The 20,822-nt window shown below is 63.7% G+C and carries 22 protein-coding genes; 8 read left to right on the top strand and 14 right to left on the bottom strand.

The annotated features are described in order from the left end of the window. The 8 genes from GA0061098_RS31515 to GA0061098_RS45700 all read right to left on the bottom strand — a co-directional run bounded on the left by GA0061098_RS31515 (position 1) and on the right by GA0061098_RS45700 (position 9,140). Entirely contained in the window at positions 1–888 is an 888-nt protein-coding gene (locus GA0061098_RS31515; RefSeq protein WP_165637720.1) for a ParB/RepB/Spo0J family partition protein, read from the bottom strand. Positions 889–1,031: 143 nt separating this feature from the next. Further along, positions 1,032–1,898, bottom strand: coding sequence for a ParA family protein (locus GA0061098_RS31510; protein ID WP_091965364.1), 867 nt, complete (start codon positions 1,896–1,898; stop codon positions 1,032–1,034). A gap of 30 nt (positions 1,899–1,928) precedes the next feature. Then, complete coding sequence (gene rsmG / locus GA0061098_RS31505) at positions 1,929–2,561, bottom strand: 16S rRNA (guanine(527)-N(7))-methyltransferase RsmG (RefSeq protein WP_208610703.1); 633 nt, start codon at positions 2,559–2,561, stop codon at positions 1,929–1,931. A gap of 150 nt (positions 2,562–2,711) precedes the next feature. Beyond that, positions 2,712–4,592, bottom strand: coding sequence for a tRNA uridine-5-carboxymethylaminomethyl(34) synthesis enzyme MnmG (gene mnmG / locus GA0061098_RS31500; protein ID WP_091965362.1), 1,881 nt, complete (start codon positions 4,590–4,592; stop codon positions 2,712–2,714). Between the two features lie 618 nt (positions 4,593–5,210). Next, positions 5,211–6,560 (bottom strand): tRNA uridine-5-carboxymethylaminomethyl(34) synthesis GTPase MnmE, encoded by a 1,350-nt coding sequence (mnmE, locus tag GA0061098_RS31495; RefSeq protein WP_091965361.1) that lies wholly within the window; start codon positions 6,558–6,560, stop codon positions 5,211–5,213. A 146-nt stretch (positions 6,561–6,706) separates the two neighbouring features. Next, a complete protein-coding gene (rho, locus tag GA0061098_RS31490) occupies positions 6,707–7,972 on the bottom strand; it encodes a transcription termination factor Rho (protein ID WP_008133567.1) in 1,266 nt (421 codons plus the stop codon). Between the two features lie 247 nt (positions 7,973–8,219). Continuing rightward, positions 8,220–8,654 carry a protoporphyrinogen oxidase HemJ gene (gene hemJ, locus GA0061098_RS31485; RefSeq protein WP_091965360.1) on the bottom strand — a complete coding sequence of 145 codons (435 nt, stop codon included), beginning with the start codon at positions 8,652–8,654 and terminating at the stop codon, positions 8,220–8,222. 177 nt (positions 8,655–8,831) lie between these two features. Beyond that, positions 8,832–9,140, bottom strand: coding sequence for a hypothetical protein (locus GA0061098_RS45700; protein ID WP_245323710.1), 309 nt, complete (start codon positions 9,138–9,140; stop codon positions 8,832–8,834). Between GA0061098_RS45700 and GA0061098_RS31475 the strand changes: the two genes are divergently transcribed. Genes GA0061098_RS31475 through dnaQ form a run of 4 tightly spaced genes read left to right on the top strand, consistent with a single transcriptional unit; the run spans position 9,114 to position 11,962 of the window. Next, the gene (locus tag GA0061098_RS31475) at positions 9,114–9,953 is read left to right on the top strand and encodes a pyruvate, water dikinase regulatory protein (RefSeq protein WP_018323540.1); all 840 of its coding nucleotides are present in this window, start codon (positions 9,114–9,116) and stop codon (positions 9,951–9,953) included. The genes GA0061098_RS45700 and GA0061098_RS31475 overlap by 27 nt on opposite strands. Before the next feature lie 8 nt (positions 9,954–9,961). Beyond that, the gene (locus GA0061098_RS31470) at positions 9,962–10,570 is read left to right on the top strand and encodes a Maf family nucleotide pyrophosphatase (protein ID WP_091965359.1); all 609 of its coding nucleotides are present in this window, start codon (positions 9,962–9,964) and stop codon (positions 10,568–10,570) included. Between the two features lie 23 nt (positions 10,571–10,593). Next, on the top strand, positions 10,594–11,193 hold the full coding sequence (gene coaE / locus GA0061098_RS31465) for a dephospho-CoA kinase (RefSeq protein ID WP_091965358.1): 600 nt from the start codon (positions 10,594–10,596) through the stop codon (positions 11,191–11,193). A gap of 55 nt (positions 11,194–11,248) precedes the next feature. Further along, the gene (dnaQ, locus tag GA0061098_RS31460) at positions 11,249–11,962 is read left to right on the top strand and encodes a DNA polymerase III subunit epsilon (protein ID WP_091965357.1); all 714 of its coding nucleotides are present in this window, start codon (positions 11,249–11,251) and stop codon (positions 11,960–11,962) included. Here dnaQ and secB read toward each other — a convergent pair. After that, positions 11,959–12,441 carry a protein-export chaperone SecB gene (gene secB / locus GA0061098_RS31455; RefSeq protein ID WP_091965356.1) on the bottom strand — a complete coding sequence of 161 codons (483 nt, stop codon included), beginning with the start codon at positions 12,439–12,441 and terminating at the stop codon, positions 11,959–11,961. The genes dnaQ and secB overlap by 4 nt on opposite strands. A 411-nt stretch (positions 12,442–12,852) precedes the next feature. Here secB and GA0061098_RS31450 point away from each other — a divergent pair, with 411 nt between their 5' ends. From GA0061098_RS31450 to GA0061098_RS31440, 3 genes are read left to right on the top strand one after another with little or no spacing between them, the layout of a single operon-like run. Continuing rightward, on the top strand, positions 12,853–13,560 hold the full coding sequence (locus GA0061098_RS31450) for a Tim44/TimA family putative adaptor protein (protein ID WP_091965355.1): 708 nt from the start codon (positions 12,853–12,855) through the stop codon (positions 13,558–13,560). Beyond that, on the top strand, positions 13,538–15,076 hold the full coding sequence (mltA, locus tag GA0061098_RS31445) for a murein transglycosylase A (RefSeq protein ID WP_165637719.1): 1,539 nt from the start codon (positions 13,538–13,540) through the stop codon (positions 15,074–15,076). The genes GA0061098_RS31450 and mltA overlap by 23 nt, the downstream gene beginning before the upstream one ends. Next, positions 15,073–15,663 carry a Smr/MutS family protein gene (locus GA0061098_RS31440; protein WP_091965354.1) on the top strand — a complete coding sequence of 197 codons (591 nt, stop codon included), beginning with the start codon at positions 15,073–15,075 and terminating at the stop codon, positions 15,661–15,663. Before mltA ends, GA0061098_RS31440 begins: the two co-directional genes overlap by 4 nt. Here the strand turns inward: GA0061098_RS31440 and GA0061098_RS31435 are convergent. The 5 genes from GA0061098_RS31435 to hslV form a co-directional block, all read right to left on the bottom strand. Then, positions 15,660–16,784, bottom strand: a complete 1,125-nt coding sequence (locus GA0061098_RS31435) for a hypothetical protein (protein WP_091965353.1) — start codon at positions 16,782–16,784, stop codon at positions 15,660–15,662. The genes GA0061098_RS31440 and GA0061098_RS31435 overlap by 4 nt on opposite strands. Positions 16,785–16,996: 212 nt before the next feature. Further along, the gene (gene hslU / locus GA0061098_RS31430) at positions 16,997–18,301 is read right to left on the bottom strand and encodes an ATP-dependent protease ATPase subunit HslU (protein ID WP_091965352.1); all 1,305 of its coding nucleotides are present in this window, start codon (positions 18,299–18,301) and stop codon (positions 16,997–16,999) included. Between the two features lie 49 nt (positions 18,302–18,350). After that, positions 18,351–18,968 (bottom strand): DUF2585 domain-containing protein, encoded by a 618-nt coding sequence (locus GA0061098_RS31425; protein WP_091965351.1) that lies wholly within the window; start codon positions 18,966–18,968, stop codon positions 18,351–18,353. Next, a complete protein-coding gene (locus tag GA0061098_RS31420; RefSeq protein ID WP_091965350.1) occupies positions 18,965–19,447 on the bottom strand; it encodes a GNAT family N-acetyltransferase in 483 nt (160 codons plus the stop codon). Before GA0061098_RS31420 ends, GA0061098_RS31425 begins: the two co-directional genes overlap by 4 nt. 3 nt (positions 19,448–19,450) lie before the next feature. Continuing rightward, positions 19,451–20,011: an ATP-dependent protease subunit HslV gene (hslV, locus tag GA0061098_RS31415; protein WP_018323528.1), complete on the bottom strand. Its 561-nt coding sequence runs from the start codon at positions 20,009–20,011 to the stop codon at positions 19,451–19,453. Between the two features lie 200 nt (positions 20,012–20,211). On the opposite strand from hslV, the gene hisB reads away from it, so the two are divergent. Further along, complete coding sequence (hisB, locus tag GA0061098_RS31410; RefSeq protein ID WP_018323527.1) at positions 20,212–20,805, top strand: imidazoleglycerol-phosphate dehydratase HisB; 594 nt, start codon at positions 20,212–20,214, stop codon at positions 20,803–20,805. The last annotated feature ends 17 nt before the right edge of the window (positions 20,806–20,822 follow it).

The raw sequence follows: 20,822 nt of genomic DNA, 5'->3' as shown, positions 1-20,822 counted from the left end.
CTACAGCGCGCCCTTCGCCAGCCGCTTCATCACCTCGTCGAGCTGATCGAGGTTGCTGTAGCTGATCTGCACCGAGCCGCCGGGGTCGCGGTGATTGACGGTGACCTTGAGACCGAGCGCGTCGCTGACGCGCTTCTCCAGATCGATCGTATCGGGGTCCTTTTCCTTAGCCCCGGTCGTGCGCGCCTTCTGCGGCTTGCGCTCGGGCACGCCCTCTTCATGCGCGAGCGCTTCGGCCTGGCGGACGTTGAGGCCCTCCTCGACGATGCGCTTGGCGGCCGCGAGCGGATCGGGCACGCCGATCAGCGCACGGGCGTGGCCGGCTGTCAGCTCGCCGGTTGCGATGAAGGCCTGCACCTCGGCCGGCAGCTTCGTCAGCCGCATCATGTTGGCGACGTGGCTGCGGCTCTTGCCGACGACCTTTGCGATGTCGTCCTGGCTGCGTTTGAACTCGTTGGCGAGCGCGTGATAGCCCTGCGCCTCTTCGATCGGGTTGAGGTCCTCGCGCTGCACGTTCTCGACGATCGCGAACTCCAGTGCATCGCTGTCGCTGATGTCGACCGGAACGATCGGCACCTCGTGCAGGCCGGCCATCTGCGAGGCGCGCCAGCGCCGTTCGCCGGCGATGATCTCGAAGCGGTCCTGTGCCCCCTTCACCGGACGCACCACGATCGGCTGGATCACGCCGTGCTGCCTGATCGACTCGCTGAGCTCCTTCAGCTCGACGTCCGAAAAGGTGCGGCGCGGATTGCGCGGATTGGCCTTGATGAACTCGATCGGCACCTTGCGCTGCGCGCGCGGCCGATCGACATGCTGAGCCTCGCCGCCGACATCACCGATCAGACTTGCAAGACCCCGGCCCAGTCGCGAACGCGCTTCGTCGGCCATCGCCAGCTCCCTTGGATTCACGGTGCAGCACTCCAGAACTGAATTTCGAAACTAGTAGGATGGGTAGAGCGAAGCGAAACCCATCGCTGTTAGCGCGTATGATGATGGGTTTCGCTGCGCTCTACCCATCCTACGGGTCGGCGCTAATGCGTGACGCGCAGCTCACGCTCGCGCTGAATCACTTCGGTGGCGAGCCGCAGGTACGCTTCGCTGCCGACGCATTTGAGATCGTAGACCAGCACCGGCTTGCCGTAGGACGGCGCTTCGGAGATGCGCACGTTGCGCGGGATCATGGTCTTGTAGACCTTCTCGCCCATGAACTGCCGGACGTCGGCGACGACCTGGTTGGAGAGGTTGTTGCGCGAGTCGAACATGGTCAGCACGATGCCGTGGATCGACAGGTTCGGATTGAGCGTCGAGCGCACCTGCTCCACCGTCTGCAGCAATTGCGACAGACCTTCGAGCGCGAAGAACTCGCACTGCAGCGGCACCAGGATCGCATCGGACGCCGCCATCGCGTTCACCGTGAGCAGGTTGAGCGAGGGCGGGCAGTCGATCAGCACATAGGTGTAATCGGCATCCGGCGAGACGTTGTTGTTGAGCGCGCCGATCGCGTCGCGCAGCTTGAAGGCGCGGCCGGGCGTGGTGCCGAGTTCGAGCTCGAGGCCGGAGAGATCCATGGTCGAGGGCGCGATGTGCAGCCGCGGCACCGCGGTCGACACCACGGCCTCGCGGAGCGGGGCTTCACCAATCAGCACGTCATAGGTCGAGCATGAGCGGTTGCGGCGATCGATGCCGAGGCCGGTCGAGGCGTTGCCCTGCGGATCGAGATCGACGATCAAAACACGCTCGCCGATCGCAGCGAGCGCTGTGCCGAGGTTGATCGCTGTGGTTGTTTTTCCCACGCCGCCCTTCTGATTCGCCAGCGCCAGGATGCGCGGATGGCCATGCGGCACCTCGCTGGTCGGTTCTTGGGTCTGCTCTTGCTGCGGCTCGTCAATCACGGTCATCGAAATTTCCCCACTCAACCCCTGAGCGCCTCAGCTGCGCCGTTCGGCGGCACCGAGCTCCACGATCCAGCCGTCACCCGTGCGGCTTTGGTGGAGTCGAGGCTCGATATTCCAATATTTAGCGGCTTCGGTCAATTCAGCCTCTACATCTTGACCCTTAAGAAATAACGCCTTCGCGCCCTGGCGCATCAGCGGCTCCGCAAAGCCGATGAGTTGATGTAGCGGAGCCAGCGCACGCGCGGTGACGCAATCGACGGGGCCAGTGATTCTATCCACATTATCCCCGATCTCAGCGAGATGTACGACTCCCGGAGATGCGGTGACGCGAATTGCTTCGCGCAAAAAGGCGGCCTTCTTGGCGATTCGCTCGACGAGATGGACGCTGGCGCCCGGGGTCCCGGCCATGGCACAGGCCAGCACGACGCCGGGAAAACCGCCGCCGCTGCCGAGGTCGGCCCAGCGCTTTGCGGCGGGCGCGAGATCGACGAGCTGGAGCGAGTCGGCGATGTGCCGGGTCCAGAGCTGCGGCAAGGTCGACGGCGCGACCAGATTGGTCTTGGCCTGCCACTCCCGCAGCAGTGCGATGTAGCGATCAAGCCGGGCTTCCGTTTCATGTGAAACGGGCGCGAGCTTCAGCGCCGCGATCTTGTCAGCGGCGATGATCGCATCGAGTGATTGATCATTGGCACTGGCCTTGTCGATCTTTGGTCCGGGCTGTGACGGCGCGGCTCGCCGTCCTGCCCCCTCGCCCGCCTCAGGTCGTTGCGATGAAGATCTACCGCCTGCCGGCCCGCGTTGTTTCACGTGAAACGCCTATGCAATCGCTTTCGAGGTCTTGCGGGCCTCGCGGCGGAGATAGGCAGCAAGGATGCCGAGCGCGGCCGGCGTCATGCCGTCGATCCGGCCCGCCTGTCCGACCGTGAACGGCCGCGCCTTCTCCAGCTTGGCCCTCACCTCGTTGGAGAGCCCGGGCACCTCCTGGTAATCGACCTCAGACAGCACCATCCCCTCGTCGCGCCTGAAGGCCTCGACGTCGGCGCTCTGGCGCTCGAGGTAGACATCGTACTTGGCGTCGATCTCGAGATGGGTGGCGATAGCAGGGTCGATGGCGGACAGCTCCGGCCAGATCGCGCGGACCTGGCTCCAGCTGATATCCGGATAGGCCATCAGCGAGAACGCCGACCGGCGCTGGCCATCCCGGTTCAGGGACAGTCCGTGCTTGATCGCCTCGTTCGGAGTGATCGCCAGCGACTTCGACAGCGCCCTGGCCGCGTTCAGGGCGTCCATCTTGGCGCGGTGATGCTGAGTCCGGGCACTGCCGACGCACCCCAAAGCGATCCCCTTCTCGGTCAGACGCTGATCGGCATTGTCCGCCCGCAAGGTCAGGCGATACTCGGCCCTGGAGGTGAACATCCGATAGGGCTCGCTGATCCCGCGGGTGACGAGGTCGTCGATCATCACGCCAAGATAGCCGTCAGCGCGGTCAAACACGGTCAATGCAGCCCCGCTCGCAGCCAGTGCCGCGTTCAGGCCGGCCACGATGCCCTGCCCGGCGGCCTCTTCATAGCCGGTGGTGCCGTTGATCTGTCCGGCCAGGAACAGCCCGCGCAGCCGCCTGGTCTGCAGGGTCGGATCGAGCTCGCGGGGATCGATGTGGTCGTATTCGATGGCATAGCCCGGGCGAACCATCTTCACCCGCTCCAGACCAGGGATGCTGGCGAGGATCGCGAGCTGGACCTCCTCTGGGAGCGAGGTCGAGATGCCGTTGGGATAGACGGTGCTGTCGTCGAGGCCTTCCGGCTCCAGGAAGATCTGATGACCGTCGCGGTCGCCGAAGCGGACGATCTTGTCCTCGATCGAGGGGCAATAGCGGGGACCAGAGCTCTTGATCTGGCCGGAGTACATCGGCGAGCGATGGACATTGGCCCGGATCACCTCATGGGTCGCGGATGTGGTCCGGGTGATGCCGCACTGGATCTGCGGGGTCGTGATCCGCTCGGTCATCACCGAAAACGGCTCCGGCGGCTCGTCGCCGGGCTGCATCTCGACCGCAGACCAGTCGATCGTGGTGCCGTCCAGACGGGGCGGAGTGCCGGTCTTAAGCCGCCCCAGGGTGAAGCCGGCGCGCTCAAAGGAAGCGGAAAGACCCATGGCGGGCGCCTCATCGACGCGGCCGGCCGGCCAGTTCTTCTCTCCGAGATGAATGAGACCACGGAGGAAGGTGCCTGTGGTGACAACTACGGCCCCCGCCCGAAGCTCTTGACCGTCGGCCAGACGGAGACCGGTGACGCGGCCATCGGCCACGATCAGCTCGTCAGCCTCGCCCTCGATGACGGAAAGACCTTCGGTCTCCTGGATCGCGGCCTGCATTGCGGCGGCATAGAGCTTCCGGTCGGCCTGGGCCCGAGGACCACGGACGGCGGGACCTTTGCGGCGATTGAGCACGCGAAACTGAATGCCGCCGGCATCGCCGACGCGACCCATCAGACCGTCGAGCGCATCAACTTCGCGAACCAGATGACCCTTGCCGAGGCCACCGATCGCGGGATTGCAGGACATTGCACCGATGGTGGAGAAACGATGCGTCACCAGCGCGGTCGCAGCACCCATCCTGGCAGAGGCGGCCGCGGCTTCGCAGCCGGCGTGGCCACCGCCAATCACGATGACGTCGAAGCTCTCTCGCCCTGTTCGCATGGCGGACTTCTAGCTCAGTGTCGGGAAAGCCGGAAGAAGAAACTGGTGAGGCGGATGTTTGACGTGAAACACGGACCAGGGCCGAAGCGATTTCGCGAAAACAACCCCATGCACAGTAGAACGGGCGTTGAGTTGTCTCGTGTTTCACGTGAGACGAAACGGAGTTCGTCAGCGGGCTGTAGCTAAGTCCGACGAAGACAACGACTTAACTGGGATTGCGTCGCCACGGTAGACGCATTTGACGAACACCGGCCTCGCCACCCGTCATTGCGAGCGTAGCGAAGCAATCCAGAATTCCTCCGCAGAAGCAGTCTGGATTGCTCCGTCGCAGGGGCTCCTCGCAATGACGGGGCGAGAGTTAGCGGCGCTGAAACGGTCCTTTGTACGCGGATAGAGAGGAACCCATTCGCCTGCGACCTCACTTTCAGCCCAGCAGTGTTTCACGTGAAACATCCGGGCCTGCAGGCCGGATCGAGCGCCGCGAGAGCTAGAGGCTTCGCGCTGTGCCCATCCGAACTCCAAAGGGGTTCAAGATATCGAGCAACAACGAGCCGTGGGATGTTTCACGTGAAACACAAGAAATGGAACAAGCGCTAGTTCTACAATGAAGAACTAGATCTACTTTCCTATGCAGAACTTTTGGAAGATGGCTCCGAGGACGTCTTCGACATCCACCCGGCCCAGCAACCGGCCCAAGGCGTAAGCGGCGGCGCGCAGCTCTTCGGCTGCAAGCTCCTCGCCGTGTTCTACAAGGTCCAGACTCCGGCGCAAGCTCTCTGACGTCCGGACCAACAGATCCCGCTGGCGAGCCCGGGTCACCAGCGCGCCCTCGGTGGTTCCGAAAAACTCCGAAGCGAATTTCACCAGCGCATCCACCAGTTCCGGGACACCATCCCCCCGACTCGCCGAGATCCCGAACTCGGAGCGCGGTACGACGCCCTCGCTCAGGTCGATCTTGTTGCGGACGATCCAGGCCGGGCCACCGGACCGACCGCCCTCGCCGGACGTCCAAGACGATCTCATCGCACTGGGATCGACGTCCTGCTCCCCCTCGACCAGCCACAGCACGAGGTCGGCGTCCTCGGCCCGCGCTCGCGCACGGCGCACGCCCTCCTGCTCGACCGGATCATCGGTCTCGCGAATGCCGGCGGTGTCGATCACAGTGACGGGATAGCCATCAAGATCGAGCTGGACCTCGATCACGTCGCGCGTCGTGCCGGCATGCGGCGAGACGATCGCGACCTCGCGGCGCGCGAGCTGATTCATCAGCGTCGACTTGCCGACATTCGGCTCGCCCGCGATCGCAACCACGAGGCCCTCGCGCAGACGTTCAGAATGTCCCTGTGCCGCAAGGACTTTTGTGATTTCGTCGTGCAGGGCCTTGATCGCTTTCACTGCCGGCGCCCTGAGCTCTGCCGGCACATCGCCCTCATCGGAAAAATCGATGCCGGCCTCGATCAGCGCCGAGGCCTCGATGATGCGCTCGCGCCAGTCGCGCGCGCGGTCGCCGAGCAGCCCTTGCAACTGCCGCAGCGCCTGACGGCGCTGGCGGTCGGTGTCAGCGTGGATGAGATCGTCAAGGCCCTCGGCTTCGGTGAGGTCGAGCTTGCCATTCTCGAAGGCGCGCCGCGTGAACTCGCCCGGCTCGGCCGCCCGAGTATTCGGAATTAAAGAAATTGTGGCGAACAGCACCGAGAGCACGGCGCGGCCGCCATGAACGTGGAATTCGGCGACGTCCTCGCCGGTCGCGCTGGCCGGCCCCGGAAACCACAGCACGACCGCATCGTCGATCGGCTGGCCCGCGCCGTCACGAAGCAGCCGGCGGCTGGCCTGCCTCGGCGCCGGCAGCTTCCCCGCCAAGGTCGTCAACGCCAGGCCGGCTTGCGGACCCGAGACGCGCACCACGGCGATCGCACTCGGCGCCCGGCCGGACGACAGCGCAAAGATGGTCTGGTCTCGCGGATGCATGGCCTATTTGTCCGGCTCGCGCCGAAAAGGCAAACGGCCCATTCATGGACCGCGGCGGTCCATTTTGCTGCGCCTTTGCCGCAGCAAAGCCGCACAACGAAAAAAGGGCGCCCGAAGGCGCCCTCTGATTTCATATTGCACCGCACTCAGGTGTTCATCGAGTCGAAGAACTCCGAATTGCTCTTGGTCGAGCGCAGCTTGTCGAGCAGGAAGTCGATCGCGTCCATCGTGCCCATCGGGTTGAGGATGCGGCGGAGCACGTACATCTTCTTGAGCACCTGCGGATCGGTGATGAGCTCCTCCTTGCGGGTGCCGGAGCGCGAGATGTCGATCGCCGGGAAGGTGCGCTTGTCCGAGACCTTGCGGTCCAGGATCAGCTCCGAGTTACCGGTGCCCTTGAACTCTTCGAAGATGACTTCGTCCATGCGGCTGCCGGTATCGACCAGCGCGGTTGCGATGATGGTCAGCGAGCCGCCCTCCTCGATGTTGCGGGCCGCACCGAAGAAGCGCTTCGGGCGCTGCAGCGCGTTGGCGTCGACACCGCCGGTCAGCACCTTGCCGGATGACGGCACCACGGTGTTGTAGGCGCGGCCGAGGCGCGTGATCGAATCGAGCAGGATCACGACGTCGCGGCCGTGCTCGACCAGGCGCTTTGCTTTTTCGATCACCATCTCGGCGACCTGGACGTGACGCACCGCCGGTTCGTCGAAGGTCGACGACACGACCTCGCCCTTCACCGAGCGCTGCATGTCCGTGACTTCTTCCGGACGCTCGTCGATCAACAGCACGATCAGATAGCATTCGGGGTGATTGTGCGTGATCGAGTGCGCGATGTTCTGCATCAGCACGGTTTTACCCGTGCGCGGCGGCGCGACGATCAATGCGCGCTGGCCCTTGCCGATCGGCGCGACGATGTCGATCACGCGTGCAGACAAGTCTTTCCGCGTCGGATCGTCGATCTCCATGCGGAAACGCTGATTCGGAAACAGCGGCGTGAGGTTGTCGAAATTGACCTTGTGCTTGGCCTTTTCCGGGTCCTCGAAATTGAGCGTGTTGACCTTCAGCAGCGCGAAATAGCGCTCGCCCTCTTTCGGGCTGCGGATGTGGCCTTCGATGGTATCGCCGGTGCGCAGGCCGAAACGGCGGATCTGCGACGGCGAAACGTAGATGTCGTCCGGGCCCGGCAGATAATTCGCATCGGGCGAGCGGAGGAAGCCGAAGCCGTCGGAGAGAACCTCGACGACGCCCTGGCCGACAATATCGGTCTCGGCGAGCGCGAGCTGCTTGAGGATGGCGAACAGCAGCTCCTGCTTGCGCATGGTGCTGGCATTCTCGACCCCATTCTCCTCCGCGAACGAGACGAGCTCGGCCGGCGTTTTGGACTTGAGGTCTTCGAGTTTAATTTCCCGCATTGGGGTGGTCCTGTGGGGTAACCTTGGGAGGGGTGCGAGGAGGCTCTGAAATGCGGACGTGAGAAGATAAGGTCCGCAGGTCTGGCAAGGTTAAGTGCCGATGAGGCTTCAAACCTGATGCGGTGTCCGGCCTCTGGAAAGCTCAGACACAACCACATCCGCCTGCGTTGGGTGGGATAGCGACAATATAGAAAATCGCTCCCTTCTCCGCAAGCCGAAGCGCTGAGCTAATCGTCGCGCGTCTTGCCTAGAACGGCTTCACGATCACCATGATGACGATGAAAATCATCAGGACGGTCGGCACCTCGTTGATAATTCTATAGAATTTCTGGGTTCGGGGGCGCCGGTCGGCGGCGAAATCCTTCAGCCAGCGGGAAAAAAAGCCGTGGACCGCGGACATCGCCAGGACCAGTGCCAGTTTTACGTGCAGCCAGCCGAACGAGAACCAATGGCCGGACCAGGCGAGATAGAGCCCGGCGAGCCAGGTGACGGTCATGGCCGGGTTGATGATGGCCTTGAGCAGCCGGCGTTCCATGATCTTGAACGTTTCGGACTGCTTCGAGCCGATTTCGGCCTCGCTGTGATAAACGAACAGCCGCGGCAGATAGAGCATGCCCGCCATCCAGGCGATGACGGCAATCACGTGCAGCGCCTTGATCCAGAGATAGACGTCTTCAAACATTTTCTGTTTCCGGATTTCTGACCCAGCCGAGGGAACGCTGGGGATAGTAAGAACTCGTTAAGGTCTTGCCTGCACACATATCCGTCCGTAGCGCCTTCCTCAAATCTAGAATCTTAGATTCTTAAGGTTTGAGTCTATGTGACCGTGGATTGGACTCACACAATTCCGTCCGCGCGTTCACGCGCGCTTGTTCACATCCATCAACATATCCCTGATCGCTCTGGCGACTTGCGATAAGTCGGCCAGCTTCAAAGGCTTGCGCCTTTCTGTCGGCAGCTTATCAAGGGGGTTGTCCGCGCAATCCCGTTTCCCTGCAGCGAGGGCGCCGGACTTGTCCTGACGGGCAGCGGTGTGAAGAAAATTGGCACTTGTCCCGCCCCTGGTGTCGCGCAACCCTTTCCGAGGGGTTAAGCTCCACAGAAATCCACAAATCACCCCGCCTTCATCCAAAGAGTTTTCGTGCCAACCTCGAACAATTATTTCCATCTGCACCTCGTGTCCGACTCCACCGGCGAGACGCTGATCACCGTGGCACGGGCCGTCGCCGCCCAATACGCCAACGTCACCCCGGTCGAGCACGTCTATCCGCTGGTGCGCAGCCAGAAGCAGCTCGACCGCGTGCTCGACGAGATCGAGGAAGCGCCGGGGATCGTGCTGTTCACGCTGCTGGAGAAGGATCTGGTCTCCAGGCTCGAGGACAAGTGCAAGGAGATCAATGTTCCGAGCCTGTCGATCATCGGCCCGGTGATGCAGCTGTTCGAAGCCTATCTCGGGGCTGCGACCACGGGCCGCGTCGGCGCCCAGCACGTCCTCAACGCGGAATATTTCAAGCGCATTGATGCGCTGAACTACACCATGATCCATGACGATGGTCAGCATGTCGAAGGCCTCGACGATGCCGACGTGGTGCTGGTTGGTGTGTCCCGCACTTCCAAGACGCCGACATCGATTTATCTGGCCAATCGCGGCATCCGCACCGCCAACGTGCCGCTGGTTCCCGGCATTCCGGTGCCCTCGCAATTGGAGACGCTGACGCGGCCGCTGGTCGTCAGCCTGCACGCGACGCCGGAACGCCTGATCCAGATCCGTCAGAATCGCCTGCTTTCGATGGGGACCGATTCCGGCAACGACACCTATACCGACAGGCAGTCGGTCACCGAGGAAGTTGCGTTTGCGCGCAAGCTCAGTGCCAAGCATGATTGGCCGCTGCTGGACGTCACGCGACGCTCGATTGAGGAAACCGCGGCGGCGATCATGAAGCTCTACAGCGATCGCCAGCGCAACCGGCCTTCCGGATAGCTTTCGCGATGGGTCTGTGGCTCGGCAAATCTCCGTTGATCCTGGCCTCACAAAGCAGCGCCCGAAAAATGCTGCTGGCCAATGCGGGGCTGGAATTCAAGGCTATTACCGCCGATATCGACGAGCGCGGTATTCAATTAGCTTCAGCGCTTTCAAATCCGCGCGAGATCGCTCTGCTGCTGGCGCGCGAAAAAGCCAAGGCGATCTCGGCCAATCATCCCGGAAGCTACGTGATCGGGGCCGATCAGACACTGGCTCTTGGCAATCGTCTTTTCAACAAGCCCGCAGGCCGTCCGCAGGCATTGGCGCAATTGCGCGATCTCGCCGGCAACAGCCATGAGCTGAATTCCGCCGTGGCCGTGGCGTATGACGGCAAGATTGTTTTCGAAAACGTCGCGGTCGCACGTATGACCATGCGCGAGATGACTGAGGACGAGCTTTCAGCCTATCTGGACGCTGCCGGCGACGCCGTCACCACCAGCGTCGGCGCCTATCAGCTGGAAAGCCTGGGCATTCATCTGTTCGAGCGCATCGAGGGCGATCATTTCACCATTCTTGGCCTGCCGCTGCTGCCGCTGCTTGCATTCCTGCGAGGCGAGCAGCTAGTTGCGGTGTGAATGACAGACATGGCTGAGCGCTGATGCGGATCCTGGGACTGACCGGCTCGATCGGAATGGGAAAATCCACCACCGCGAAATTGTTCGCGGAGGCTGGCGTGCCCGTCTACGATGCCGATGCTGCCGTGCATCAGCTCTATGAGGGCGAAGCGGCGCCCGCGATCGAGGCCGCCTTTCCCGGCACCACCGTGAACGGCAAGGTGGACCGGCCAAAACTGTCGGCGCGCGTCGTGCATGATCCCGCCGCCATCAAGCAGCTCGAGCAGATCGTCCATCCGATGCTCGGCGCCTCCCGGCAAAAGTTTTTTGCCGAGGCGGAAGCTGCCAAGGCGCCGGTCGTGCTGCTGGACATCCCGCTCCTGTTCGAGACCGGTGGCGAGAAGCGGGTCGATGCCGTGGTCGTGGTCTCGACCTCGCCGGAACTCCAGCGCGAGCGGGTGCTGGCGCGCGGCACCATGGACGAAGCCAAGCTCGACGCGATCATCGCCAAGCAGACGCCGGACGCCGAGAAGCGCAAGCGGGCCGATTTCGTGGTGGATACGTCACACGGACTTGACCCGGTGCGCGCGCAAATCGCCCACATCCTGGCCGAGGTCGTTAAGATGCCGCAGCGACGGGCCTGATTCGCCGCCGCACACGGCTCTCAAGACGCTGCTCTCAAGCCACTGATCTCAAGACATGCGCGAAATCGTTCTCGATACCGAAACCACCGGCCTCGATCCGCTGCGCGGCGATCGTCTGGTCGAAATCGGCTGCGTCGAGATCCTCAACCGCATGCCGACCGGGCAGACGTACCACGTCTATATCAATCCTGAACGGGACATGCCGGCGGAAGCCTTTGCGGTGCACGGGCTGTCGGCCGAATTTCTGTCGACCAAGCCGCTGTTCCACGAGGTCGTCGATGCGTTTCTGGAGTTCATCGGCGATGCGCCGCTGGTGATCCACAACGCCTCGTTCGACATCGGCTTCATCAATGCCGAGCTCGACAAGATCAAGCGCGCGGCGATCCCGCGCGAGCGGCTGGTCGATACGCTGCTGCTGGCGCGCCGCAAGCATCCCGGCGTGTCCAACCGGCTCGATGACCTCTGCTCGCGCTATGCGATCGACAATTCACACCGCACCAAGCACGGCGCGCTGCTGGACGCCGAGCTGCTGGCCGAGGTCTATGTCGATCTGGTCGGGGCGCGGCAGTCGCAGCTGCTCCTGGCGTCGGACGCTCAGGAGATTCGCGTCAATGCGGCTGGCGATGCGCCGCGGCGGCAGCGGCTGGTGCCGCTCGCGCCGCGGGTTTCCGATGCCGAGCGTGAGGCCCACAAGGCCTTCATCGCAACGCTCGGCGACAAGGCGGTCTGGAACGAGTTTTTGCCCGCTCCAGCTCCTCCGGCTGGTTAGGCCTGGCCGCTCGGCTGAGCGGCCATTTGCCGCTCCATGTTCTGGCGGTAGAGACCGACGAAGTCGACCGGATCCAGCATCAGGGGCGGGAACCCGCCGTCGCGCACCGCGGTCGCGATGATCTCGCGGGCGAACGGGAACAGCAGGCGCGGGCACTCGATCATGACCAGCGGATGCAGATTCTCCTTCGGCACGTTGGCGATGCGGAACACGCCGGCATAGGCGAGCTCGAACGAGAACATGATCTTGCCCGCGGTCTCGGCCTTGCCTTCGACCGACAACGTCACCTCGAACTCATGTTCGCTGAGATTGTTAGCGCTGACATTGATCTGGATGTTGATCTGGGGGGGCTGGCTCTGCTGCTGGAGCGAGCTGGGCGCGTTCGGGTTTTCGAACGAAAGGTCCTTGGTATATTGCGCCAGCACGTTGAGCTGGGGAGCCTGGGCCGCCTCGGGAGGGGTGCCGTTACCATTGGTCATGAGAGTCTCTCCTTACCCGATTTGGGCTGAATTTCGCGGCGGTTGGCTAACATAGGGCCGCCTCATTCCACAAGGACGAACGGTCCCGGAGGCGGGATTCCGGCCGCGCCGCAACTGCCGCGTTCATCCTGCCTTTTCCGTAAAACTGCGCCTTAAATGATTGAAGATGCGCGATTTCCGGGCAGGATCGGGTTTCCCCTTAAGCATAAAACGCGCTACACTCGGTGCTGTGCCAAAAGGCGCCATTGGCCGGGCAAGATTTCGTGCCTACATCCCACGGACCTGACGCGGACCTAAAATGGTGATGTAGACTTGCCGTTCCCGTATGGAACGGTCTACTGGCCGGATTGATTTTCCCGGCGACGACCCCAAAGCGTAGACCCAGAGCAAAGACCAGAAAGCGAATCCGACGTGGACATCTACACCATCATCTTCCTGGCGCTGGCGGTCTTCATCTTTCTGCGGCTGCGCAGTGTGCTCGGGCAGCGGACCGGCAACGAGCGGCCGCCGTTCGATCGGACTGCCGCCCGCAATGCGCTCGGGGGTACCCAGGACAACAACGTCGTGACCATGCCGGGCAAGGTCATCGATCAGGCCCCGCTGGCGCCGACCGCCGAGCCGACCCCGCCCTCCGATCGCTGGAAGGGCCTGACCGAGCCGGGCACCGCGCTGGCGCAGGGCCTTGATGCCATCGTCGACAAGGATTCCACTTTCGACCCGCGTCATTTCATCTCGGGCGCCCGCGGCGCCTACGAGATGATCGTGCTGGCCTTTGCCAATGGCGACCGCCGCGCGCTGCGCGACCTGTTGTCGTCGGACGTCTATGAGAGCTTCGAGGCCGCGATCAAGGAACGCGAGAAGAACGAGCAGAAGACCGAGACCCGCTTCGTCTCGATCGACAAAGCCGAGCTCGTCGGCGCCGAGCTGCGCGACCGTACCGCCCAGCTCACGATCCGCTTCGTCTCACAGATGATCTCGGCCACCCGAGACAAGGCCGGCAACATCGTCGACGGCAGCGCCGACACGGTCGCCGACATCACCGACATCTGGACTTTCGCCCGCGATATCACCTCTCGCGATCCGAACTGGAAGCTGGTTGGCACCGGAAGCGCGAATTAAGGTCTTTCTGAAGACCGGCGCGACGGCGCTTTGCGCAGGTGTCGTCGTGCTGTCGTCGTTTTCGCTCGGCGCCGAGGCCGCGCGGCGCCACTATCGCAGCCATCACCATCATCCCCCGCAATTGGCTGCGGCTCCGCCGCGGGCCTTGCCCTATCCGCAGCTCCCGCTGCCGTTCGAAATTCCGGGCGCGCAATATCTGCCGCTGGCCTGGGCGGACGTGAAGGGCTGGAGCGATGACAATCATCTCGCGGCGTACAAGACGTTCCGCGCCAGCTGCAAGCCGATCAATGCACAAACCGGCGCGGCGGAGCCGAAGGCGCTGGCAGGCTCGCTGAGCGAACCTTGCCGGGCGGCGAAATCGCTCGAGCTCACCGACGACGCGAAAGCAAAGACCTTCTTCGAGGAGAATTTCGCGCCGCTGCGGATCTCGCGCCTCGGCGAGCCCGACGGTTTCGTCACCGGCTATTACGAGCCGGTGCTGGAGGGATCGCGCACGCAGACCGAGGTCTACAATGTTCCGGTCTACCGCCGTCCCTCGAATCTGTTCGTGCGCGGCTACAAGCAGGATTCGGTGAGCCTGCCCAACAAGGGACCGGTCTATCGCAAGATCGGCCGCCGCAAGCTGGTGCCCTATTACGACCGCGGCGAGATCGAGGACGGCAAGATCGCCGGCCGCGGGCTCGAGATCGCCTGGCTGAAGGATCCGACCGATCTGTTGTTCGCGCAGATTCAGGGCTCGGCGCGGATCAAGTTCGACGACGGCGGCACGGTCCGGCTGAATTACGACGCCTATAACGGCTATCCCTACACTGCCGTCGGGCGCGTCCTGATCGAGCGCGGCATCATTCCGAAGGAAGAGATGTCGATGCAGAAGATCAGGGAATGGATGACGCAGAATCCTGATGGCGCCAAGGAGCTGCGCCGCGCGAACCGCGCCTACATATTCTTCCGCGAGGTCAACCTCTCCGACAAGGAGGAGGCGGTGGGCGCGCAGGGCATTCCGCTGACGGCCGGACGCTCGATCGCGGTCGACAAATCGCTGCATGTCTACGGCACGCCGTTCTTCATTGAGGGCGAGCTGCCGATCGAGTCCGAACGCTCGAAGACGCCGTTTCATCGGCTGATGATCGCACAGGATACCGGCTCGGCCATCATCGGCCCCGCGCGCGCCGATCTGTTTTTCGGCGCCGGCGCGGATGCCGGCCGCGTCTCCGGACGGCTGCGCCACCCCATGCATTTCGTGATGCTGGTGCCGAAGGGCCTCGATCCCTCGGTGCGCGGCGCACGGCTGCCGGTGCCCGATCCGCGCCCCTCGGAGAAGATCGCCAAGCTGTTTCCGCAAACCGATCCCGGGAAGGGGACGGCGAAGCCGGCTACTGCCGCCGGCCCCGCGGAAACCAAGAGCGACACGGTCGCCATCGCGGGTCCAGTCCCGCTGCCGGCGCCGCGCCCCGTGATCGAGCCCGCTTCCGAACCGCAGCGACCGGTGAAGAAACGGCCCCATCGGCAGCAATGAAGCGATCGTCCCGTCCGCCCGTGCTCGAGCCTCGCCCCTCGCCGCGCCGCCGCGCGCTGAGCGAGGAGGAGCGCGAGCTGTGGGAGGTCGTTGCCAAACAGGTCAAGCCGCTGAGGAAGCACCGCGCGGTGAAGGCGCATGTCGCGCCGCGCACCGAGCCTTTGCCCGCAGCACCCGTCACGCGGCCCGCGTCATCGCCACGGCCGGTCGCCGCTGCACCGGCGCCCCGCGCCGCAAAACCGGCCGTCCCGCCCCTGGCGCCGCTCGGCAAGCGCGAGCGCACAAAACTGTCGCGCGGCCGCAGCGAGATCGAGGCGCGGCTCGATCTGCACGGCATGACACAGACGCGCGCGCATCGCGCCCTGACCGGATTCCTGCACCGCGCCCATCACGACGGCCTGACCTTCGTGCTCGTCATCACCGGCAAGGGCCGCAGCGGCGGCGAAAGCGGCGTGCTGCGCCGCCTGGTGCCGGAATGGCTGAGCCTGCCGGAATTCCGCGCCTTCGTCGTCGGCTTCGAGACGGCGCATATCGGCCATGGCGGCGAGGGCGCGCTGTATGTGCGGATCAGGCGGGCGAGGTTTTAGAACGGCCGGATGATTCCGACGCGCGGGATCAGCGTGAGGATCAAGCCGAAGATATTCGTCTTCTGATCCTCTGCCGGAATCAGCGGCGCCTCGCGCGCGGCCGGCAGCATCTTCACCGTATGCAGGAGCAGGAACATGCAGACCGCCCAGTTCGAGATCCAGCGCGAATAGTCGAACACCATCGCAAACATCACGAGATAGGCGAGGCTGATTCCGATCAGTGCCGCGAGCACGAGGCGGCGGTGCGTCTCGCTTGCGAGCGCTCCGATCAGCTTGGCAAAATAGTGCCACAGCGGCGTGTGCAGCCAGATCAGCAGCGCGAACACGGGCACGCCGAGGATGTTGTGCGGCAGGCGTCCCCAGGTGTCCGAGACCTCCTTCGCCAGCGGCTGGTACCAGATGTAGGCGAATTGCAGCAGGTCGGTTCGCGAGGGATCGGCCATCCGGCTCTTCAGATAGGCGACGAAATCCGCTTCAGGGATCGGCATCGTTCCCAAAAATTGCGCCGCAAAGAACAGCACCGCGACAATGAGCAGGGCGACGATGCCGAAGGCGACGTTGCCGCGATTTAGCCCGCAGGCGAGATAGTGCCTGATCACGACGATGGTGACGATCGTCGGCACATACATCAGCAGATGAATGTGGTGGATCAGCACGAGAACGATCGAGAACAGCGCGGCCAAAGCCACGAACAGCAGCGACCCCGCCGGCATCAGCAGCAGGACGAGCGCCAGCGCGCAGCCATAGATGTCGAAATGGCCGAGCGTGTGCATGAAGTTCTTGAGGAAGAACGGCGAGCCCGCGATGAAGACGAACAGCGGCAGCGTTTTCGCGGTGAAGCCAAAGCTCTTCTGAAACAGCCTTGCGTATAGGCCGAGCGTCACCAGCCACGTCACCCCGCCGATCGCGAACACCGACCAGACCGGCACCTTGTCCGTGAACAGCGCGACGATCGCCCCGATCAGCGCGCGCTTGATGAAGCCGAAATGGTAGTCGACCAGGAGATGGATGTAGGGGACGTAAGGCGGCAGCTGGATCTTGTGAACGAACACGCCGACGATAACCGCGGCGTTGATCGCGAGCAGCAGCCGCCAGGGATTTTTCTGGATATGAGCGATCACGCCGCACCTGGGCTGGCGCGATTGACCTCCGCTGTCGTCCCGGGCAAGCGAAGCGCGACCCGGGACCCATAACCACAGGACGCTGTTTGAGCCAAGGCTGGAGCCGCCATCTTTTCTAACAAGGACCGCTGGTGGTTATGGGTCCCCGCGCCCGTGCGCAATTGCGCACTAGGCGGGGACGACAGCGGGATAGATAGCGGACTGAACCCAAATTACAAAATGAACCGGCTCAGATCGGCGTTCTTGGCGAGGTCCCCGACGTGCTTCTGCACGAAATCCGCATCGATCTTGACGGTCTCGCCGCTGCGGTCGGGGGCGGTGAAGGAGATCTCGTCCAGCACCCGCTCCATCACGGTCTGCAGCCGCCGCGCGCCGATGTTCTCGACGGTGGAATTGACGGCGACCGCGACGTCGGCGAGCGCGTCGATGGCGCCGTCGGTGATGTCGAGCGTCACGCCCTCGGTCTGCATCAAGGCGACATATTGCTTGATCAGCGAGGCCTCGGGCTCGGTCAGGATGCGGCGCATGTCGTCGCGGGTCAGCGCCTGCAATTCGACGCGGATCGGCAGGCGGCCCTGCAATTCCGGCAGCAGGTCCGACGGCTTTGCGACGTGGAAGGCGCCGGAGGCGATGAACAGGATGTGGTCGGTCTTGACCGCGCCGTGCTTGGTCGAGACCGTGGTGCCCTCGATCAAGGGCAACAGATCGCGCTGCACGCCCTCGCGCGAGACGTCGCCGGCGGCACGGCCCTCGCGCGCGCAGATCTTGTCGATCTCGTCGAGGAACACGATGCCGTTGTTCTCGACCGCGTTGATCGCCTCCAGCGTCAGCTGATCGGTATCCAGCAGCTTGTCGGACTCCTCGTTGACCAGGATCTCGTGCGAGCCCTCGACCGTCAGCCGCCGCGTCTTGCTGCGGCCGCCGAGCTTGCCGAAGATGTCGCCGATCGAGATCGCGCCCATCTGCGCGCCCGGCATGCCCGGGATCTCGAACATCGGCATGCCGCTGCCGCCGCCTTGCGTCTCGATCTCGATTTCCTTGTCGTTGAGCTCGCCGGCACGCAGCTTCTTGCGGAAAGATTCACGCGTCGCAGGGCTGGCATTGGCACCGACCAGCGCATCGAGAACGCGCTCCTCGGCGGCGAGCTGCGCGCGAGCGTGCACGTCCTTGCGCTTCTTCTCGCGGACCTGGGCGATTGCGACCTCGACGAGATCGCGCACGATCTGCTCGACGTCGCGGCCGACATAACCGACCTCGGTGAACTTGGTCGCTTCCACCTTCAGGAACGGCGCATTGGCGAGCTTGGCGAGCCGCCGCGCGATTTCGGTCTTGCCGACGCCGGTGGGGCCGATCATCAGGATGTTCTTCGGCAGCACCTCTTCGCGCAGCGAGCCTTCAAGCTGCTGCCGGCGCCAGCGGTTGCGCAGCGCGATCGAGACGGCGCGCTTGGCGTCGGCCTGGCCGACGATGAAACGGTCGAGTTCGGAAACGATTTCGCGGGGAGAGAAGTCTGTCATGTCTGTCTAGCTAGGGCGGGAGGCGGTTAAGGACAAGTCGCTTTTTAGGTCAGATGATGGGCGGACCCGATTGCCATTGCTTCACTGCTTCGATCGGATGGATCAACATCAGGATATTGAGCGTCAGATTGTCGCGAATGTGCAGCGCCAGCATGATCTCGAAGGCGAGCCCGATCAGGACGCTCGCACTGACAGGCAGCGCGCGTGCGGCAAGGAACCCCAGCACCATCGCCAGATTGTCGGAGACCGAATTGACGATGCTGTCGCCGAAATAATCCAGCGAGATCGTGCCGGCGCGGTAGCGCTCGATGATGAAGGGCGAGTTCTCGACGATCTCCCAGGCGCCTTCGATCAGCATGGCGATGATCAGTCGAGCCGGCCAGGACAGAGACAGCAACGGCAATCGCGCGAACAGCAGCCAGGTGAGGCCATAGAACAGGAAGCCGTGCAGAACATGGGAAAAGGTGTACCAGTCGGCGATGTGCTGCGAGTTCTCCGAGCTGTTCACCACGCCGTGCCACAGCTTGACATAGCCGCAGGTGCAGATCGGCACCCGCCCCATGCCGAACAGGATCGCGGCCTGCAGCGCCAGCAGCAACAGCGCGATGCCGGCCCAGGCGAGCGGCGGAAATGCCGTCTTGACGGTGGAGGTTGCGGCAAGCGTCATGGGTCTTGGATCATCAGTAGAGCGGGACCATCGGGCGTAACGATCTCGTGCTGCGGCACGAATCCGGCTTTCTCATAGGCACGAATTGCGCGCGGATTGGCGGGGCTGGGGTCGATCACGATGCGCGGCACGCCGCGGGCAAAGAGCTGGTCGATGAATGCACGGATGAAAGCCGAGCCGTGGCCGCATCCGAGCATGTCGGCCTCGCCGATGAACTGATCGAGGCCGCGGGTGCCCACGGGCTGCGGGCCGAAGCTGACATGCCAATCGCCGATCTGGTAGCACTGCAGATAGGCGAAAGACCGGCCGTCAAGGCTGACGATGAACTGCGCCAAGTCAGGATGCTCGAGGTCGCCACCGACGAGCTCGAGCGTCTCCGGATCATGCCACCATTCGGCGACATGCGGCGCGCCCAGCCAGCGCCGGATCATCGGCAGATCGGCCGCGGTCATCGGGTGGAAGGTGTAGGCGGGCGCCATGGCCTATCCCGCTGCCAGGCTCTCGATCGTCAAATTCCGGTTGGTGTAGACGCAGATGTCGGCGGCGATGTCGAGGGAGCGGCGGACGATGGTCTCGGCGTCCTTGTCGGTGTCGAGCAGGGCCCGGGCCGCCGCCAGTGCGTAATTGCCGCCGGAGCCGATCGCCATCACGCCGGCCTCGGGTTCGAGCACGTCGCCGGTGCCTGTCAGCACCAGGGAGACATCCTTGTCGGCCACGATCATCATGGCCTCCAGCCGCCGCAAATAACGGTCGGTGCGCCAGTCCTTGGCCAGCTCGACCGCGGCCCGGGTCAGCTGCCCCGGGTACTGCTCGAGCTTGGCTTCCAACCGCTCAAACAGCGTGAAGGCGTCGGCGGTCGCGCCGGCAAAGCCGCCGATCACATCGCCCTTGCCGAGCTTGCGGACCTTCTTGGCGTTGGACTTGATCACGGTCTGGCCGATCGAGACCTGGCCGTCGCCGCCGACTACCACTTTGCCGCCCTTGCGGACGGTCAAGATCGTGGTGCCGTGCCAGCCCGGCGAGCTGTTCTGGGAATCCTGCATGAAGTACCTCGTTGTCCGGCCTGATTTAGGCGGTCGGGGGCAAGGGGACAACCTAGGCACAACGGGCCGCTCCGGCCCCAATTCGCTCACCATAGGTGGAAGTGCCGCCCAGCCAAGGCGATCCCGCGGTAGCGAAGGCGTCATTTGGCTGTTAAAAGACCGGCGTTTTCGGCCCCGAGCCAGGATGAGAGCCAGTTTCAATGCGCACCGCGACGATCAAGCGCAAGACCAAGGAAACCGACATCGAGGTCTCCGTGAACCTCGATGGCACCGGCGTGGCCAATATCGCGACCGGCATCGGCTTTTTCGACCATATGCTCGATCTCCTCGCCCGCCATTCCCGCATCGACCTCACGGTCAAGGCGGTGGGCGATTTGCACATTGATTACCACCATACCACCGAAGACACCGGCATCGCGCTCGGCCAGGCGGTCAAGCAGGCGCTCGGCAACATGGCGGGCATCACCCGCTATGCCGGCGTCCACATGCCGATGGACGAGACGCTGTCGCGCGTGGTCATCGACATCTCGGGCCGCCCGTTCCTGGTGTTCAAGGCCGACTTCCCCCGCGACAAGATCGGCGAGTTCGACACCGAGCTGGTGCGCGAGTGGTTCCAGGCCTTCGCCATGAACGCCGGCGTGACTCTCCACGTCGAGACCCTATATGGCGATAACAGCCACCATATCGCCGAGTCCTGCTTCAAGGGCCTGGCGCGGGCGCTGCGCACCGCGGTCGCGATCGATCCGAAAGCGGCGGGAGAAATCCCGTCCACCAAGGGCTCGCTCGGCGGCTGACGTCTTTCGGCCGGGCG

Source organism: Bradyrhizobium shewense (assembly GCF_900094605.1).
Taxonomy (GTDB): domain Bacteria; phylum Pseudomonadota; class Alphaproteobacteria; order Rhizobiales; family Xanthobacteraceae; genus Bradyrhizobium; species Bradyrhizobium shewense.
This window is presented reverse-complemented; position numbering and strand designations above follow the sequence as displayed.